This is a genomic window from Halorubrum rarum (assembly GCF_048380895.1).
Taxonomy (GTDB): Archaea; Halobacteriota; Halobacteria; order Halobacteriales; family Haloferacaceae; genus Halorubrum.
In genome coordinates this window covers 1-16867 of record NZ_JBLWMN010000031.1, presented here as the reverse complement: position 1 = coordinate 16867, position 16867 = coordinate 1, and the positions used below count along the sequence as shown (strand labels likewise).

The window sequence follows — 16867 nt, the reverse complement described above, 5'->3', positions numbered from 1 at the left end:
TCGCGGTGCTGTGCGGGGTGGGACTCAAAGGGGCAGCCGCGAGGGCGAAGCCCGCCGCAGTAAGCACCGCAGCGAGGAAGCGACAGCGACTGAGCGAGGCGCGCAGCAAGGCGCGCGAGCCGTCGCGGCTGGGGCTTTGCAGGTGTTTACCGTCGATCCGAGTAAGACCGCTTATAAGGGAGCAGCTGGGGCTTTGCAGGTGTTTACCGTCGATCCGAGGAAGACCGCTTATAAGCGAGCGGCTGGGGCTTTGCAGGTGTTCATCGCAGAGTCGTCGACCACTTATAAACACCCACCAGCAACACCCCAGTTCCACGTATAAACACCCGCGCCACCGGTCTGATTCACGTACTCCCGTTATCGATCACGAAGCACGTTCAAACATCGTCTGTTTCATGCTGTGTTATGTCTAAAGAACAGGATCTCAACGGAGCCTCCCTCTCAGTCCCGCCGCAACACGACCGCGTCGCCGTCGTCGTACGCGCCCGCTCGCCGACCGACCGCTTCGAACCCGAACTCGTCGTAGAGCGCGAGCGCACCGTCGTTGTCGGGATGTGCCTGCAGCGTCACGGGGCCGTCGGCGTCGTCGACGGCAGCCCACAGCAGTCCGCGAGCGCGACCCTCGCGACGGAACTCGGGATCGACGACGAGTTCCGCGAGATGGGTGCCTGGTCGGTCCGGACCGTCGACGGGAAGCAGATAGCCGACGACGCGGTCGCCGGCGACGCTGACGAGCGCCGCACCGACCGCGAGCCCGTACTCGAGCAGGTCCGGACTCGGCTGCCGAAGGAACGCCTGGAGCTCGCGGACCCGGTCGGCGTCGGTCGGGCGCGCCGCCCGCACCCGCGGATCGGGGTGACGCGTCCGACTCGGCTCCGCGTCGCGGTCGTCGCCCGCCACTTACATCACCACCGCTGCGATCGCGATCGCGGCGATCGCGCCGGACAGCGTCGCGAGGAAGTTCACCGCCTGGTTCCCGATCCGGTCGCCCTCGATCAGCGCGCCGAGCAGGCTGTCGGCGGTCATCCCGACGACGCCGGCGGCGACGACTATCGCGCCGGCGACCGCCGGGTCGCCGAGCGGCATTCCGACGGCGGCGATGGCGGCGACGACGAGCCCACCGACGACCCCGGCGACCTCCCCCTGCCACGTCACGGCTCCGTCGGTGCCGGGATCAACCGGTTTGAGGGTCGTGATCAGCCGCGGGCCGTCGTACAGGCCGCCGATCTCCGAGGAGAGCGTGTCGGCGAGCGCGGTCGCGATCGCCCCGGCGAACGCGAACCCGAACAGCGCCGCCGGGACGTCGACGTGATCGGTCGCCGCGTAGCCGACGAGCGCGACGAGCGCAACCGCCGAGTTCGCCAGCACGTTCCCCGTGCCCCGAGCGCCCTGGTTCTCCTGTGCGACCCCCCGTTCGGTCTTCTCGTCGAAGCGATACTTCGAGGCGAGTCCGCCGACGGCGTAGAACGCGATCAGCGTGAGGAACCAACCGACGCCGCCGAGCACGACCGCCAGAAGCGAGAGCAACACGCCGGTCAACATTCCGGGCACGGAGGCGGTACCGAGGGCGTACGAGACGTAGCCGAGCGCGACCGTCACCGCGAGCGCCCCGGCGATCCCGACGACGGTCACGGTCGGGTCCAGCGCGGTGAACGCCCACGTCACGAACGCGACGATGACGACGGTGATGTGGGCGTCTCGGTCGTACACCAGCGAGCGGACGAGCGCGGCCGTCAACACCGCCACCGACGCGAGGAAGACGAACGACGGGAGGCCGGCCACGAGGCTCTCGAACCCGTCCCCGCCGACGATCGTCGGCGCGAGCTGGACGGCGACGAGGAGCTGACCGATGACGGCGGCGGTCGCACCGACGACGAGGTAGCCGGTCACGAGCGGGAACTCCGCGTCGGACCGGCGACGGACGAGTTCGCGACCGAATCGCCCCGCGCCGACCGCGAGCGCGGCGGCGGCGAACGCCCCGTACGGGAGCGGCTCGCGCGGGACGGAGGCGAACAGCGCGAGACCGCCTATCGCGAGCGTGAACGCAACGATCCCGTACAGTCGCCCGTCGTCCCGGTCGCCGGGGAGCGCGAGCGTCTCGAACCACGGCCCCTCGCGGAGCCCGAAGAAGACGGCTCCGGCGACGACGAGGTACGGGACGACGGCCGCCTCCCCGAGCACGGGTGTGATAACCGCGAGCGCGGCCACCGCGGCGAACACGCTCGCCCGTCGGAGCCTCCGATTCACACACCTGCGTACCTCCGACGACCACTTAACGGTCCCGACACCGATCCGTCGGACCACGTCCCGACGGCGTGACGCGATCGCCGCCATGGCCTTTTTAAGTACTCCGCTCGGACCAACGGCTCGTGGGACTCTACGACGCGTACCTCGGCGTCCGCCATCGACTGCACGACGGCGATCCGCCGGAGCACGTCGCGATCGTGATCACCGAGCGAGACCTGCTCGCCGACGGGGCGTACGACACGCTGTCGGCCTCGCTCCGGTGGGCGTTCGATCACGGTGCAGAGCAGGTGACCGTCTCCGTCTCCGTGCTCGACGAGTCCGTGATCGGAACGCTCACCCGCGAGTTTCAGGGGCTCGACGCCCCGGAACCGATCGCCGTCCGAACCCCCGGAGACACCGATCCGACCGACGCACCGATACGGGTGAACGTCGGGCTGGGCGGTAAAGCGGAGTTCGCCGAGGCGGTCCGCGATATCGCCGCTGCCGTCGACGCCGGCGAACTCGACCCGGAACACATCGACGAGGAGCACGTCGCGGATCGGCTCGTGTTCCCTGCGGAGCCGGATCTCGTGATCAAAACCGGTGCCGAGCGACTCTCCGATTTCGCCATCTGGCAGTCGGTGTACGCGGAGCTGTACTTCACCGACGTGAACTGGCGGGACTTCCGGAAGCGCGACTACCTGCGCGCGCTGCTCGACTTCCAGGACCGGCAGCGGCGGTTCGGTCGCTGAGACGGCCGCCCGCCGTGAGCTCAATCGAGCGACTCGAACAGCGCGCGCATGTTCGCGCGTTCTTCGTCGGCCACCGCCGCGGGATACACGCCAGTGACGAGGACGACGTCATCGCCACGCTCGACGATGGCGACGTGGACGTAGCCGTCGAGCTCTCGCCCGTCGTCGAACAGCAGCGTGGACTCGTACACGCTGACGTCCACGGTGCCGCCGTAGATCGAGTGTTCGATCTCCTCGATCTTTCGGGGATCTCGAATCTCGCCCGCGATCTCGGTGCTCAACTCGCCGCGCGCCTCCTCGATCAGCTCCGTCTCGTCCATCCGCGCGAGCGGGCTCAGCTGCTGGCCGGCCGCGGAGACGCCCGGCGTGCTGACGACGGCGAACACCGATTGTGCGTCGCCATCGAGCTCGACTTCGAGCTCGTTGAGATACGCCCGAACCTCGGTGTTCGCCGTGAACTCGCGGTGCTGTCCGGCAACGTCGAACTCCTCCTCGATGACGACCGTTTCGCTTCGGACCTGCTCGTACCCCGTCTCGTCCACGGTCCTATCGTCCGGTTCGGACGGATCGGCCGATCGTTCGATCTCCTCGTCAGTCGCCAACTCGCGCGCGTCCGCACAGCCGGCAAGCGAAACGATTGCCACGACTCCCGTGCCGGTAATAAACTCCCGTCTCCCCGTCATGTTTCCTCAAATATAACTCCATCCATATATCAGTTCGTACTCCCTCAATCGAACACGGCGGCGTTGAGCGCACGCTGGAACGACGCGATCGAGTCGTGACGCTCGTCGGGATCGGCGCTCATCCCGCGGGAGATCACTCGGTCGAAGCCGTCCGGAACGTCGGCATGTTCGCTCGGCGGAGTGGGGTCCGGTCCGGATGGCGGCTCACCGGTCGCCGCGTAGTAGGCGATCCCGCCGAGCGCGAAGAGGTCGGGTTTGCTCCGCCAGAGCGGTTCCGACGAGTCCGGACGCTGTTCCGGAGCCGCGTACGGCGACTCGGTACGGGTTCCCCCGCCGGGCCCCTCGACCGCGTCCGGAAGCCCCCACAGGTCGACGGTCCCTCGGACGCCGTCCGCCGTCTCCGCCACCGGGACGGCGTCCGGCGAGAGGTAGTAGTGGCGGACGGTGTAGCGACCCGCCTGTCGCAACGCCTCGGCGGCGTCCAACACCGGCCGAAGCCGGTCCTCGAGCGAGGCGTTGCCCGCCGCCACGAGCGACGCGAGGGTCGGTCGGTTCGGGTCCGGAGGCGTGTCGGTGACGGCCCACGGCTGCGGCTCCACGCCGTGGTCGTACACGGTGACGATCCCGTCGTAGTGGCTCACGCCACCCCAGTCGGTCACGACCTCGGCGAACCGATCGGTCGCCGCGTCGTCGAGCGGCTCCGCGGGCGTCAGCAGTCGAACGCTGTCCGCGTCGGCGTCCGCGAACGCCGCCTCGGCGACGACGAGCGGACCGATCCGGTCAACGAATGTCACGCCTGAGAGACCCGAGATCGCCGATTCGATCTCGGCGAGGTCGGGTCGGTCGTCGCCGCCTGCTTCGGCGAGGTCGGGCTCGCCATCGCCGGTCTCGGCGACGGTTCCCGCTTCGGTTTCGGCGGCCGTGATCTGCCCGGTCGTGTGTCCGCCGTCATCGACCGAGTCGGACGCCGTTCCCGTTTCGACGCCCGGCTCCGCCGAAGCGGTCGCCGTCGACGCCGTCTCTCCGCTGTCGTCATCGAACCCGTCCTCGGAGCCGTGCTGTGCTCCCGTCGAATCGGGGTCCGGACTCTCCGTCGCGGGGCGCGAGGGAGACGAACCCGTATCGTCGGACGCGTCGATCGTGATCGCCCCGCTGCCCGATCCACGCCGACGGGCCAGCGCGTATCCGCCGAACAGAACTGCGCCGCCGCCGACAGCAAGCAGGAGTTCGCTCGAAAGCATCGATCCGCCGGTTCCGTTCGGGGTGTCGCCGATCCCGGAGGTGGCATCGCCCTCGTCGTCGGTGCCGTCGTCCGTCTCCGACGGGTCATCCGAAGTCTCCTCAGGCGGCACCGTTCCGGCCCACTCGTGGTGATGCCCGAGCGTTCCGAGCGCGACGCGAGTGCCGACACTGTGTCCGCCGACCGGGTCCGAAACGACCGTCGGCGAGGAGAAGAGCGCGTTGCTCGGCTCGGTGAACGCCCACTGTCGGTCCCCCGAGTCGGCGTCGAGCGCGTACAACGTTCCCGCGTCGGAGCCGACGTAGACGGACCCGGCGAACACGGTCGGCGAACCGTTCACCTGGTCGGCCGGCCCATCGAACGCCCACACCACCTCGCCGGTCACGGCGTCAAGCGCGTAGACGGTCTCGTCGAGCGAGCCGACGTACACCGTCCCGTCGGCGACCGTCGGAGAGGAGACGACGCCGGGGGCACCCGTAAACGTCCAGCGCTCGTCGCCCGTGGCGGCGTCGACCGCACGCAATCCGGCTCCGCCACCGACGACGCCGACGTGGACCGTCCCGTCGACGATCGTCGGGGAGGAGAACGCGAGGCTCGGGAGGTCGTGGGTCCACTCCGCGTCGCCGGTCGCGGCGTCCACTGCATACAGTCGCTCGTCGAACGAGGGGACGTACACGGTCCCGTCCGCGACCGTCGGCGACGCGGAGATGCCGTCGTCCGGCTCCATGAACATCCATTCGGTGTCCCCCGTATCGGCGTCGATACCGTAGAGAACGCCGTCGTCGGAGCCGATGTACACCCTTCCACCTACGACTGCCGGGGACCCGTTGAACGGAGCCGCCGGCTCCGTCGCCGTCCACTGTACGTCGCCGGTGTCGGCAGCGATGGCGTAGACAATCGCCTCCCTGCTGCCGACGTACACCGTCCCGCCGACGACGGTCGGCGAGGAGATCACGGGTCCGGCCGCGTCGAACCGCCACACCTCCTCGCCGGTTTCGGCGTCGACCGCGTACAGCGTCCCGTCGATCGACCCGACGTACGTCACGCCGCTCACGACGGTCGGCGAACTGGGAACCTCGTCGCCCGGTTCGGTGAACCGCCAGACGATCGTCCCGTCGGTCGCGTCGACGGCGTACAGCGATCCGTCGTCGGATCCGACGTACACCGTGGGTGTCTCCGCGGGCTGTGCAGTCGCGCTCGACGGAGCAACCCACGCTCCCGCGACGGCGGTTCCACAGGCACGCAGCAGCGTGCGCCGACCGATGGAGTTCTCAGACATGCTTCGAACACGACTCCCGGAAGGCGGATTCGATCCCGCCGGCCCCGTTCATGCGCCGATCCAGACAACCAGTATACATAAGAATGGCTGACCGGCCGTCACAGCGGAAGGCCCGATCGGTCCCCACAGTCGAACGGCCGACCGACCCCGACGACCAAATGGCCGACCGACCCCGACGACCGAACGGCCGACCGACCCCGACGACCGAACGGCTGACGTCCGTTCACGACGTCGCTCCGCCGCGAGCGGTTGGCGGACAACGTCGAACGAGCGATCGGGGGTCAGATCGTCGTCCGACGCGGGTCCTCGCCGGTCAGTTGTCGAACCGTCAACACGGGAACCGGACAGGTTCGGACGACGCGCTCGGCGACGGAGCCGATGAGAAAGCGATTCTCTCCGTGTCGACCGCGCGTCCCGGTGACGACGACGTCGGCGTCGACCTCGCGGGCGTACTCCGAGATCTCTGCTGCGGGTCGCCCCTCCCTGATCTCCGTCGTGACGTCGAGTTCGGGATCGATCGCGGTCGCGGCGCGAGCGATGGCATCGAGCGCCACCTCTCCCTGACTGTCGAGCGCGTTTCGAAGGTCCGTCCGGACCTCGTCCGGCGACGACTCCACTTCTCCGGCGTCGATGACGTACAGCGCGTGGACCGAGGCGTCGAAGCGTGCGGCCACGTCGAGCGCGACGTCGACGGCCCGTTGGACGCTGTCGGAACCGTCCGTCGCGATCACGATCGTGTCGAACATGTCTCGCGGTTCGCTCACCGTGAACTTAAAAGCGGCCGATAGGTGATGAGGCCGGTGAGGGTGGCGAACGGGACTCGACGTGTCTCCAGGCGGAGCGGGCCGAAGAGGGCGTCAAGCTAAGAACACGTGCCGCGGGCGGTCCGCGAGGACCTCGCGACCGAACCGTATCGTCTCGCCGAACTCCTCGGAACGGAAGAACGCCATCGCGTCCTCCTTGGAGCGCCACTGGCTCGCGATGAACATGTCGTCGTCGTTCTCGACGTTGACCATCAGGTCGGTCTCCTCGTGACCGTCCATCGCCGCGAGCAGTTCCCCGACGTCGTCGAACGTCTCGACGAAGTCGTCCCGGTGTTCGGGCTTCGTCGTGTAGAACATCCCCATCGTCCCGAATCCGGACTCCTCACCCGCGCGAGCGACGATCCCCGGGAGCTCCGAGAGGAAGCCCGCCGCGGTCTCGGCGGCGGAGGCGGTGTCCCAGACCGAGACGACCGCGGCACGCTCCGTCTTGCGACCGTCGTAGACCGCGGTTTTGACGTGGGTGCCGTAGTGGTCGAAGTTCCCTCGGAGCCCCTCGACCTCGTCGAACAGCTCGTCGACGTCGGCCTCGCTGTAGAGGACGGTCGCGTACACGTCCTCCCCGTGTGGCTTGCCGGCGTAGATGTCGAGATCGGCGAGCTCGCCGCGGATATCGGAGTCGGCGACGTCATCCGATCCGTCTCCCGCGTCCCCGTGCGGGTGATCGCCGGTCGCGCCGGCGTCCTCCTCGCCGTGCGGGTGGTCGCCGTGGGCGGAGCCGCTATGAGCGCCCTCGCCGTGGGCGGAGCCGCCATGAGCGCCCTCGCCGTGATGATGACCGGCATCCTCGCCGTGGTGATGGCTCGCGTCGTCGTGGCCGCGATCGGGCGCGCCGTGTGCGGCGGTCGGGACCTTCTCGCCCGCGAGGTACGCGCCCAGGTCCTCGGACGGGAACCGGCGGCCGACGTAGAAACTCCCGAACTCCCCGTACCGCGAGGTCGCTTCGTCGAATCGCATCTCGTAGACGATGTCCTTGATGTCGGTCGGATCCGCCCCGAACAGCGTGACGCCCCACTCGTGGTCGTCGAAGCCGACCGAGGAGGCGATCACCTGTTTGATCCGCCCGGCGTACTGCTTGCCCGTCTTCCCGTGACCGGCCATGAGGTCGGCGCGGTCCTCGAAGGAGAGGTCGTACCAGTTGTACTCCTCGCCACGTCGCTTGCTCATCGGGTAGAAACAGACGTACTCGTCGTCGGGGATCTCCGGTTTCAGCTTCCCCTCGATGTAGCGGCGGAGCCCCTCGTCGACGTCCGCCTCGTTGCCGGCGAAGTAGTCGTCGGAGACGTATCCCGACACCTCGGTTACGGAGACGTAGGAGTGTTCTTGCGTCGTGAACTCGGCGAGAGCGGTGTCCTCGAACCCGCGTTCGATGGCGGAGAGGTCATCGAGCGTCGGCCGGAAGTGGACGACGAGAAGATCCGCTTTGTGCCCGAGTACGGAGAAGACGGCGGAGTCGCCCGCGTCGGCGTCCGCGACCAGCTCTCGATGGTTCAGGTACGACCGACCCTCCTCGATCGCCCGCGTTCGTTCGTGTTCGGGGGCGGCCCGCCACGCGTCCCAGTCGATCGACCGGAAGTCGTGAAGCGCGAACCAGCCCTCGTCGGTCTCTGGAGCCTCGACCATACGCTCGCTTGGGTCGCCGGAACTTAGTCGTTCCCGGATCGGCGCGCCCTCGTTCCCGGATCGGCACGCACTCCCGGTGGCACGTTCGATCGACGCGGTCGCCTCCGACCGTGGACGGCGGTCAGTACGGTTCCTTTCCCCACCGCCGGTCGTCGTAGGTGGTCTGGCGGTCGCTGTCGAACCGCTCCTCGAACTTCCGGCGGAGCGCGGCCGTCTCGCTCGCGTTGATCCGCGCGAGTTCGTCGGCCTTCCCCACCGCCTCGGGCGGGCCGCGCGTCGTCGCGACGTCCGAGAGCGTCTGCCGGACGAGTCGCTCGCGCGTCCCCGGATCCCGGGTGAACGCGTACGGAGCCTCCAGCTTGTAGGTCACGTCCGTCCGGGGGTCATACAGCACGAAGAACGTCGGCTCGTACAGCTCGGGGGCGAGCAGTCTGTCGATCCCGAGCGCGTCGGCGTCGGCCGCCATCCGGCGGTCCGGGCCGCCGCGGCTGTGAAACCACGTCGTGAACGTCAGTTCGTCGTCGACCCGTTCGCCGTCGGCGTACCGCTCCAACAGGGCGGTAAAGAGGGCGGTGTCGTCGGGCCACGGCGGCTCGAACCCCGCCCGCGACAGCGTTCGGACGATCGTCCGGCTGGAGGGGTTCTTCACGAATCCCGCGAGCGGGACGTCGCGCTCGACGAACCGCTCGACGAGCCGCACGTAGTTCTCGACGACCGCACGGGGCTTCGCCTCGCGCGCGAGCGTTCCGAGTTCGGGGTCCCGATCCTCCCACGTGAACAGCTCCTTGGGGTAGATGGGCCCGTCGAGCACGAGCAGATCGCTCACTCGGTCGGCGTGTTCGATCGCGTGTGATCCCTCGGCGAGGTACAGCGCGAGCGCGTGGACGACCCCCTCGGCGTACCGGTTCACTCGCGGTGCGTGGAGCACGCGTTGGCGGGTGTATCCCTCGTCGCGCTCGCGCCAGTCGTCGTCGAAGTCGCTCGTCGTGTCGCCCGCGTGGACCGTCGCGACGATCGTTCGGGCGCGGTGGAGTTCGAGGTCGGTCGGCTCCGCCGCCATGGCCGCGTGGGCGACGTCGACGACGAGCCCGTTCTTGAACGTCGTCGGATTGATCGTCCCGGAGTCGAGCCCGTGGACCGTCTCGAACGGGCGCTCTGCGAGCGCGACCGCGTCGATGTCGGCGCGTCGACGCTCGTGGTCGCCGACGGGTTCGACGACGACCCGCCCGTCGCGGCGAAGCTCGGGGAGCCAGCCTTCGAACACCTGCTCCGCGAGGTCGTCGTGGTCCGTCGTGTCCACGTCGCTCGCGATGCCGTATGCGAGTTGTGCGATGTTCTCGACGTGGATAGGGTCGAGCGTCACACGTATCCGGGCGCGTGCAGTGCCTAAAAATCGGTCGGGTGGGTCTCGGCCCGCCATAGACTCTTTCTGGAGTATCTTTCTAGTGATAGGCTCTTTCTTTGTGTGGCGCGCGCGAGGCTGACGCGCGCGAGGGAGTCGGTCGGCCGTCGCCGAGTGTTCCGGCGACGGCCGACCGACGAGGCTGGGGAGGGCCGAGGCTGCGGTTGCCGTTGCGGGGCGGGATCCGAACGGGACGCGACGACGAGGGAGGCCTCACTCCGGGTTTCGAGTGTTGAGTTTCGAGGTCCGACGAGCGAGTCGTCCCACCCGCCTCTTAAATCACCCCACCAGCCCCTTAAAAGTCGTCGTACGCCACACGCGGCTCGTCGACGTCGAACCCTAACTCCCGCAGCGTTGTCGTCGCTGACGCCGCTGGCACCGGATCGGCCCGGTCGAGCGCGTCCGCCGTCGCCGCCGCGACCCGCACGGTCCAGTCGTCGTCGACGACGACCGTCGCGCGTCGCGGGATCTCCGAGTGCCCCTCCCACGAGTCCACGAGCAGATCGTACGACTCCGCGATCCCGCCGTGGAAGTCGGAGACGACGGGGAACGGGAGATCGAACCGGTCCGCGTACGCGAACCCGGCGAAGAGCGAGTCACCGGTCACCGCGACGACCGCGAGGCCCGGCTCGTCGGCCCAGCCGGCGTCCCGAAGGGCGACGAACTCGGCGGTACAGGTGGGGACGAACGTCGCGGGCGCAAACGAGAGCACGACGGCACGGTGGTTCTCCACGAGCCGATACAGTTCCAGTTCCACGCCCGTCCCCTCGGAGACGGCCGGCGCGATGAAGTCGGGGGCTGTGACGCCGACGTCGATCATGGCTCCGGTCGATCCGGCGGACACTTAAATCGGCTCGTCGCCGCCGGACGAGCCGACTCGACGAGCGGTTCGCCACCAGGATACCCACGAGAACGTCACCCACCCTACAAGAGTTTTAACCGATGACGACGTACGGTGATCCGTAATGGACGCTCTGATCCCCGCCGCCCTCGATCTGGTCAACACCTACGGGGTCGTCGTCCTCCTCTTCGTATTCGTGCTCGAGGGAGCGTTGGTGGGTAAGCTCATCCCGACGCGGACGCTGTTCGTCGCGGTCGTGTTGGCGGCCGGGTCGGACGCGTTCGCGTTCCTCCCGGTCGCTGCCGCCGCGATCGTCGGCGCGACGATCGGCCAGTGCGTCCTCTTCGTCTCGGTCCGACACTACGGTCTTGACCCGACGGAACTCGATATCGTCCCGGTCAGCGATGACCGCCTCAACGGCGCGAACCGGTGGTTCGATCGGTGGGGACTGCCGGCCGTCGCGGTGACGAACGCGCTCCCCGGGACTCGCGGCTGGCTCGCGCTTCCGACGGCGACCTCATCGGTCTCGACGACGCGGTTCGCGGCCGCCTCACTCGTCGGGTCGGTCACGTACACCGGCGCGCTCGTCGCGGTCGCGGTCGGGATCGAGCGTGCCGTCCGGTTCCTCGCCGGCGTCGAGGCGAACGGATTGTTCGCCGTCGCGTGAACGGTCACGCGAGCGAGCGGGTGAACAGTGATCGGGGAGGTGAATCGGGGAGGTGAACGTTCGGTCCGGCGACCCTACGTCGACGACTCGAAGAGCACGTCCGCAAGCGTCGTCGTCTCACCGAACAGCCAGTCGGCGTGCTCGACCGCGTACGATTTGTGCTCGTCGGTGATGTAGCCGAGCGCGTCCTCGACGACGACCGGACGGTAGTCGCGCAAGCCGGCGCTTCCCGCCGTGTGCAACACGCAGACGTTCGCGAGCGTCCCGCAGATCAACAGGTCGTCGACGCCGCGTGCGTCCAGATACCCCTCCAGATCGGTGCGGTAGAAGGCGTCGTACGTGTGTTTCTCCACGACGTGGTCGGTGTCGCGTACGTCCAGATCATCGAGCAGCGCCGCGTCCCACGAGCCCTCGACGACGTGTTCGCCCCACCGGTCGAACTCGTCGTAGTAGTGGGTGTCCTCGAACTGCTCGGGCGGATGCACGTCCCGCGTGTACACGATCCGCGCGCCGGCGTCGCGTGCACGGTCGACGAGTTCGGTCACGGGAGCGACGGCGGCCTCGCTCGGATCGGCGTAGAGACTCCCGTCCGGGTGACAGAACCCGTTCTGCATGTCAACGACGATCACCGCAGTGTCCGTCGGATCGAGTGGCATGCGTGGGTGTACGGTTTCCTGACCCAAAAAGCCGGATCGCCGCCGGGACGGAGCCGATCCACCGGCAAGCTACTTACGCAGTCACTCGTAACGGGATGGTATGCGACGGGTACTCGTCCTCGCAGTCGTGGTCACCGCCGTCGCGCTCTCGGTCGGCGTCGTCGCCGCGGACGCATCGATCGCGGATCCGGCCGAGTGCGACGCCGACGTGACCACCGAGGCCGTCGGCTGCTGGAACGGCGTCCACCACGGGGACCACCCGGAGGACGATCTCGGGATCCCCCTCGACGGGGCGGACGATCTGAGCGACGAGCAACTCGAACTGCTCATCTCCCACCAAATGGCCCGCGTTGAGGCGATCCGCGAGCGCCCCTTCGAATCGACGGTTCCCGTCGAGGTCATGACTCGCGAGGAGTTCACCGCGGATCGGGCGGACCGCGAGTCGGACCCCGAGTTCGACCGCTGGAACGACCAAGTGTGGAAGGCGCTGTTCGTGATCGGCGAGGACGACTCGAGCGGAGAGGTCATCAACGACGTGTTCTCCGGCGCAGTCGCCGGGTTCTACTCGCCGGCTGACGGCCGGATCACCATCGTCGTCGACGACACGGAGTCCGTGAGCATCTCCCCGACAACGCTGTTACACGAGCTCGGACACGCGATGCAGGACCAGTACGACGACTTGAGCGATCCGCGATACAGCGGGGCCACACAGGACGCCGACCTCGGCGTCAACGGGATCGTCGAGGGAGAGGTCGTCTACATTGAGGAGGTGTACGCCGAACGCTGCGAGGGCGAGTGGACATGTCTCGACGAGCCGTCCGAGAGCGGGGGCGGTGACGCCGGGACCACGGACCCGAACCTCGGCGTGTTCTTCACCGTGTTCCAGCCGTACTCGGACGGTGCACCGTACGTCGACGAGCTGATCGAGGCCGACGGGTGGGAGGCGGTCGACGACCTGATGGCCGACCCGCCGAAGACGACTCGCGAGACGATCCACCGCGAGCCGTTCGATCCCGTCCCCATCGAGTACACTGACACCGCCGTAGGCGGTTGGGAGACGTACGACGAGCAGGGCATCAACGGCTCGGACACGGCCGGCGAGGCGTCGATCTTCGTCTCGATGTGGTACCAGTCGACGACGTACGACGCGGGAGTGATGGAGTACGATCACGTCTTCGACACCGTTCACCCCTACCGGACGTACAACTACGCGCACCCCGCCACGACCGGCTGGGCGAACGACGAACTGTACCCGTACCGCAACGACGCGGGCGCGGAGGAGCGCGACGGCTACGTCTGGGTGACCGAGTGGGAGACCGACGCCGACGCGGCGGAGTTCCACGAGGCGTACCTGCGGATACTCGACGCCCACGACGCTGATCACCGCGAGGACGGTATCTACCACGTCGCGGACGGCGACTTCCGCGGCGCGTACGGGATCGAGCGGAACGACACGACGGTGACGATCGCCCACGCGCTCGAACCCGAGTCGGTGTTCGAACTGCGGCCGAACATCGTTCTCGACGAACCGGAACCGGAGGTCGGAGACGTCCCGGAGAGTCCGTCCGACGTCCCCGGCGAGTACGGCGACGATCCGTGGGCACCGTCGAACCCGTCCGACCCGAACGGCTCGACGAACGACCCGGTTCCCGGGTTCGGAGTCGTCACCGCCCTCGTCGCGCTGCTCGTCACCCTGACGGCGGCGGTTCGGCGGATCGGTTCGTGATAGCGGGTCGGCGGATCGGTTCGTGATAGCGGGTCGACGACCCCGCGGCCAACCCGAGTGGTTTTACCCTCCAGCAGGGCGAACGTCCGGACATGACGGAGTTCGACATCGTCGACGCCGACGCCATCCGTGACGGGCGGGCGACCGACGCGTACTTCGACCGGACGGAGACGACGCTGGCGGCGAGCGGTCGGAACCCGCACGTCGTCACCGAGGTGACCGCCGACCAGTTTCCCGACGGCGAGTTCGAGCTGTTCGCCGGTCTGAAGGACGCAGTCGCGCTGTTGGAGGGATACGACGTCGACGTCGACACGATTCCGGAGGGGCGGCTGTTCGACGGCGGGCCAGTGATGCGAATCGAGGGGCCGTATCGGACGTTCGCACGGCTCGAAACCTCGCTTCTGGGGTTCCTCTCGCACGCGTCGGGGATCGCCACGGCCGCGCTCGACTGCCGCGTGGCCGCCCCGGACTCGCAGATCCTCTCGTTCGGCGCGCGACACGTCCACCCGTCGATGACCGCGGCGGTCGAGCGGTCGGCGCTCGTCGCGGGGTTCGACGGGTTCTCGCACGTTGCCGCGGGCGATCTGATCGGACGGGAGGCGTCCGGGACGATGCCACACGCTCTGATGATCTGTTTCGGCGAGGGCGAACAGGAGGCGGCCTGGCGGGCCTTCGACGACGCCGTCGACGACTCGGTACCGCGGATCGCCTTGTGTGACACGTACACGGACGAGCGCGACGAGGTACTCAGGGCCGTGGAGACGCTCGGCGACCGGATCGACGGCGTCAGGCTCGACACCACCGGGTCGCGGCGCGGTGATTTCCGACACATCGTCCGTGAGGTGTGCTGGGAGCTCGACGTCCGGGGTCACGACGACGTGGACGTGTACCTCTCGGGCGGGTTGGGGCCGGACGACCTCCGTCGGCTTCGAGACGTCGCGGACGGCTTCGGCGTCGGCGGGTACGTCTCCAACGCCGACCCCGTCGACTTCGCGCTCGACATCGTCTCGCTGGAGGGATCGCCCGCGGCCAAGCGCGGAAAGCTCTCCGGGACGAAGGACGTGTACCGGACCGCCGACGGCGGCCACGCGGTCGGGCTGGCCGACCGACCGGCTCCTGAAGGTGCCGAGTCGCTCATGGAGCCGGTGCTTCGTGACGGGGCCCTCGTCGAGGGAGCGGAGGCGCTCTTCGATCTGGACGCCGCGACTGAGCGGGCACTGGCGGACGCGGAGCGGGCCGAATACGGTTCAGAGAACTGAACGCAATCCCGTCGAGGCGTCTCGTCTACAGTTCCTCGACCGCGCCGCCGTCCGCGCGCTCTCGGAACACCTGTCCCTCGATGAGCGTCACCATGGTGTCGTCGTCCTGCCAGGCGTTCGGCGGGAGCTTCGCCTTCCGGCAGGCGCGCGAGAGGAACTCCGCGCCGGACCAGCCGTTCTCGACCGGAACGGTGGGATACAGCCAGCCGTGGTCGTTGCCGCCGTCGACGGCGACACCGTGGGTGCCGATCTCCAAGTCCTCCAGCGGGTCGTTCGTCAACACGGTGTTCGAGACGATACACACCGAGACGGTGATGTTATCGAGCTCTTTGGGTTCGACCTCGGAGCCACATGAGCTGTCGGAGGCCGCCTGGATGGCCGCCTCGACGATGGCGTGACCCAACTGATCGGAGCTGTTGTACGCGCCCGCACAGCCCCGAAGTCGGCCACGTCCGCGGGTCGACTGGAGACGGACGAACGCGCCCGTCCGGGCGTAAAAGGCCTCCCGCATGCTGCCGGGCTGTTCGCGTTGTCCCTGTCGAACGAACGACTCGACCGCTTCGCGTGCGAGTTCAACCGCTCGGGCCCCGTCGTCGTAGGAAAGCTGAACGGTCTGAGCCTCGGACATACAACTACTACTGGTGCTGACGACTTGAACGCTTCCCTTATCGGTGAAGGTTCGTGAGGGTCTCGAATCGACAGCACGTGGGGGATTCGACAGTTCGTAGGGACTTCCTACCATGGTCGACGTCGTGTGACGGATCGAATCCTCTCGCCCGCCCGACGACGGGATACGTCGGATCCATCGTGGACCCGACCGAACGCCTTATTCGTCGGCGACGCCGACGTTCGACCGGACAGAGGGAGCCCGACTCCCGTGCCGTACGGCATGAGGAAAGTCCCCCCACCGGCCGGACAGGCGACCGGGCACACGCCCGGAGTCGGAGACGGCTGGCTCTGGAACAGCAACGAGACCCCCCGCCTCGATCGATGACGTCCGCGAACCGACCCGCAAGGGAAGGGAGTTAACCGACGGAGACGGCGTGGCGACGCCACGCTTGCCCGCGCGGCACCCGCCGCACGGGAGACGGGCGGGAACGGATGGAACGGCGAATCCTCGCCGGTGCAAGTCCGTGCCACACAGGTAGTCCGGCCACGGCACGGACGCTCAGCCGAATGTCGGGACGAACAGAAGGGGGCTTACTCCCCTCAGTCCGCTCTACACAGCGAGTGACGACGACGCCTCATCGAGTAGTCCGCGGATCGGTACTCTCGAACGCTTCAGTGCCGTATAAAGCGGTTTCAAAACGAGATTCACCGAGTTAGGGAGACGATTCTGCCCACCCATCGAGGTCAGGCTTGAAAGATCCGCAACCGACATCACCGGTTGCAGCCGATCGCTAAAGGGTGCTTCTTGATCGATGACGGGAGTACGTGAATCAGATCGGTGACGTGGTTGTTTATACGTGGAACTGGGGCGGTGCTGGCGGGTGTTTATAAGCGATCTCGCTCGGATTGGCGGTGAACACCTGCAAAGCCCCAGCCGCGACGACTCGCGCGCCTTGCTGCGCGCCGCCCCTCTCCACACAGCCCGGTGCGGTGCTTGCTGCGGCGGGCTTCGCCCTCGCGGCTGCCCCTTTGAGTCCCACCCCGCACAGCACCGCGCCTCACGCCTCCCCAGCCTCGTCAGGG

14 protein-coding genes and 1 other RNA gene are annotated in these 16867 nt (G+C 68.0%); 5 read left to right on the top strand and 10 right to left on the bottom strand.

The window, feature by feature from the left end:
* Positions 1-441: 441 nt before the first annotated feature.
* Positions 442-900, bottom strand: coding sequence for a GNAT family N-acetyltransferase (locus tag ACNSN7_RS15390; RefSeq protein ID WP_418283182.1), 459 nt, complete (start codon positions 898-900; stop codon positions 442-444).
* Entirely contained in the window at positions 901-2247 is a 1347-nt protein-coding gene (locus ACNSN7_RS15385) for a DUF92 domain-containing protein (RefSeq protein ID WP_418283181.1), read from the bottom strand. It abuts the gene before it with no gap.
* Between the two features lie 122 nt (positions 2248-2369).
* Between ACNSN7_RS15385 and ACNSN7_RS15380 the strand changes: the two genes are divergently transcribed.
* The gene (locus tag ACNSN7_RS15380; protein WP_418283180.1) at positions 2370-2978 is read left to right on the top strand and encodes an undecaprenyl diphosphate synthase family protein; all 609 of its coding nucleotides are present in this window, start codon (positions 2370-2372) and stop codon (positions 2976-2978) included.
* 20 nt (positions 2979-2998) lie between these two features.
* On the opposite strand, the gene ACNSN7_RS15375 is transcribed toward ACNSN7_RS15380, so the two are convergent.
* The 6 genes from ACNSN7_RS15375 to ACNSN7_RS15350 all read right to left on the bottom strand — a co-directional run bounded on the left by ACNSN7_RS15375 (position 2999) and on the right by ACNSN7_RS15350 (position 10846).
* A complete protein-coding gene (locus ACNSN7_RS15375; RefSeq protein ID WP_418283179.1) occupies positions 2999-3661 on the bottom strand; it encodes a DUF6517 family protein in 663 nt (220 codons plus the stop codon).
* A 44-nt stretch (positions 3662-3705) separates the two neighbouring features.
* Positions 3706-6180 carry an outer membrane protein assembly factor BamB family protein gene (locus tag ACNSN7_RS15370; protein ID WP_418283178.1) on the bottom strand — a complete coding sequence of 825 codons (2475 nt, stop codon included), beginning with the start codon at positions 6178-6180 and terminating at the stop codon, positions 3706-3708.
* 281 nt (positions 6181-6461) lie between these two features.
* Complete coding sequence (locus tag ACNSN7_RS15365; RefSeq protein ID WP_418283177.1) at positions 6462-6926, bottom strand: universal stress protein; 465 nt, start codon at positions 6924-6926, stop codon at positions 6462-6464.
* Between the two features lie 111 nt (positions 6927-7037).
* Positions 7038-8624: a heme-binding protein gene (locus ACNSN7_RS15360; RefSeq protein ID WP_418283176.1), complete on the bottom strand. Its 1587-nt coding sequence runs from the start codon at positions 8622-8624 to the stop codon at positions 7038-7040.
* Positions 8625-8745: 121 nt separating this feature from the next.
* Positions 8746-9987, bottom strand: coding sequence for a DNA double-strand break repair nuclease NurA (locus ACNSN7_RS15355; RefSeq protein WP_418283175.1), 1242 nt, complete (start codon positions 9985-9987; stop codon positions 8746-8748).
* A gap of 334 nt (positions 9988-10321) precedes the next feature.
* On the bottom strand, positions 10322-10846 hold the full coding sequence (locus ACNSN7_RS15350; protein WP_418283174.1) for a redoxin domain-containing protein: 525 nt from the start codon (positions 10844-10846) through the stop codon (positions 10322-10324).
* A gap of 145 nt (positions 10847-10991) precedes the next feature.
* Here ACNSN7_RS15350 and ACNSN7_RS15345 point away from each other — a divergent pair, with 145 nt between their 5' ends.
* Positions 10992-11534, top strand: coding sequence for a DedA family protein (locus ACNSN7_RS15345; RefSeq protein ID WP_418283173.1), 543 nt, complete (start codon positions 10992-10994; stop codon positions 11532-11534).
* A 74-nt stretch (positions 11535-11608) separates the two neighbouring features.
* Here ACNSN7_RS15345 and ACNSN7_RS15340 read toward each other — a convergent pair whose 3' ends face one another.
* On the bottom strand, positions 11609-12190 hold the full coding sequence (locus tag ACNSN7_RS15340; RefSeq protein ID WP_418283172.1) for a cysteine hydrolase family protein: 582 nt from the start codon (positions 12188-12190) through the stop codon (positions 11609-11611).
* Between the two features lie 100 nt (positions 12191-12290).
* On the opposite strand from ACNSN7_RS15340, the gene ACNSN7_RS15335 reads away from it, so the two are divergent.
* Both ACNSN7_RS15335 and ACNSN7_RS15330 read left to right on the top strand, forming a co-directional pair.
* The gene (locus ACNSN7_RS15335; protein ID WP_418283171.1) at positions 12291-13916 is read left to right on the top strand and encodes an Hvo_1808 family surface protein; all 1626 of its coding nucleotides are present in this window, start codon (positions 12291-12293) and stop codon (positions 13914-13916) included.
* A gap of 92 nt (positions 13917-14008) precedes the next feature.
* Entirely contained in the window at positions 14009-15175 is a 1167-nt protein-coding gene (locus ACNSN7_RS15330; protein ID WP_418283170.1) for a nicotinate phosphoribosyltransferase, read from the top strand.
* A 25-nt stretch (positions 15176-15200) separates the two neighbouring features.
* Here ACNSN7_RS15330 and ACNSN7_RS15325 read toward each other — a convergent pair whose 3' ends face one another.
* Positions 15201-15803 carry a TIGR00296 family protein gene (locus ACNSN7_RS15325; protein WP_418283169.1) on the bottom strand — a complete coding sequence of 201 codons (603 nt, stop codon included), beginning with the start codon at positions 15801-15803 and terminating at the stop codon, positions 15201-15203.
* Positions 15804-16031: 228 nt separating this feature from the next.
* On the opposite strand from ACNSN7_RS15325, the gene rnpB reads away from it, so the two are divergent.
* Positions 16032-16390, top strand: an RNA gene (gene rnpB, locus ACNSN7_RS15320) — RNase P RNA component.
* Positions 16391-16867: the final 477 nt, after the last annotated feature.

Bases quoted from the DNA above. Each gene is read 5' to 3' on its own strand.
- ACNSN7_RS15375 (WP_418283179.1), bottom strand. From the start codon at position 3,661: ATGACGGGGAGACGGGAGTTTATTACCGGCACGGGAGTCGTGGCAATC.
- ACNSN7_RS15360 (WP_418283176.1), bottom strand. From the start codon at position 8,624: ATGGTCGAGGCTCCAGAGACCGACGAGGGCTGGTTCGCGCTTCACGAC.
- ACNSN7_RS15370 (WP_418283178.1), bottom strand. From the start codon at position 6,180: ATGTCTGAGAACTCCATCGGTCGGCGCACGCTGCTGCGTGCCTGTGGA.
- ACNSN7_RS15335 (WP_418283171.1), top strand. From the start codon at position 12,291: ATGCGACGGGTACTCGTCCTCGCAGTCGTGGTCACCGCCGTCGCGCTC.
- ACNSN7_RS15325 (WP_418283169.1), bottom strand. From the start codon at position 15,803: ATGTCCGAGGCTCAGACCGTTCAGCTTTCCTACGACGACGGGGCCCGA.
- ACNSN7_RS15330 (WP_418283170.1), top strand. From the start codon at position 14,009: ATGACGGAGTTCGACATCGTCGACGCCGACGCCATCCGTGACGGGCGG.
- ACNSN7_RS15340 (WP_418283172.1), bottom strand. From the start codon at position 12,190: ATGCCACTCGATCCGACGGACACTGCGGTGATCGTCGTTGACATGCAG.
- ACNSN7_RS15350 (WP_418283174.1), bottom strand. From the start codon at position 10,846: ATGATCGACGTCGGCGTCACAGCCCCCGACTTCATCGCGCCGGCCGTC.
- ACNSN7_RS15365 (WP_418283177.1), bottom strand. From the start codon at position 6,926: ATGTTCGACACGATCGTGATCGCGACGGACGGTTCCGACAGCGTCCAA.
- ACNSN7_RS15345 (WP_418283173.1), top strand. From the start codon at position 10,992: ATGGACGCTCTGATCCCCGCCGCCCTCGATCTGGTCAACACCTACGGG.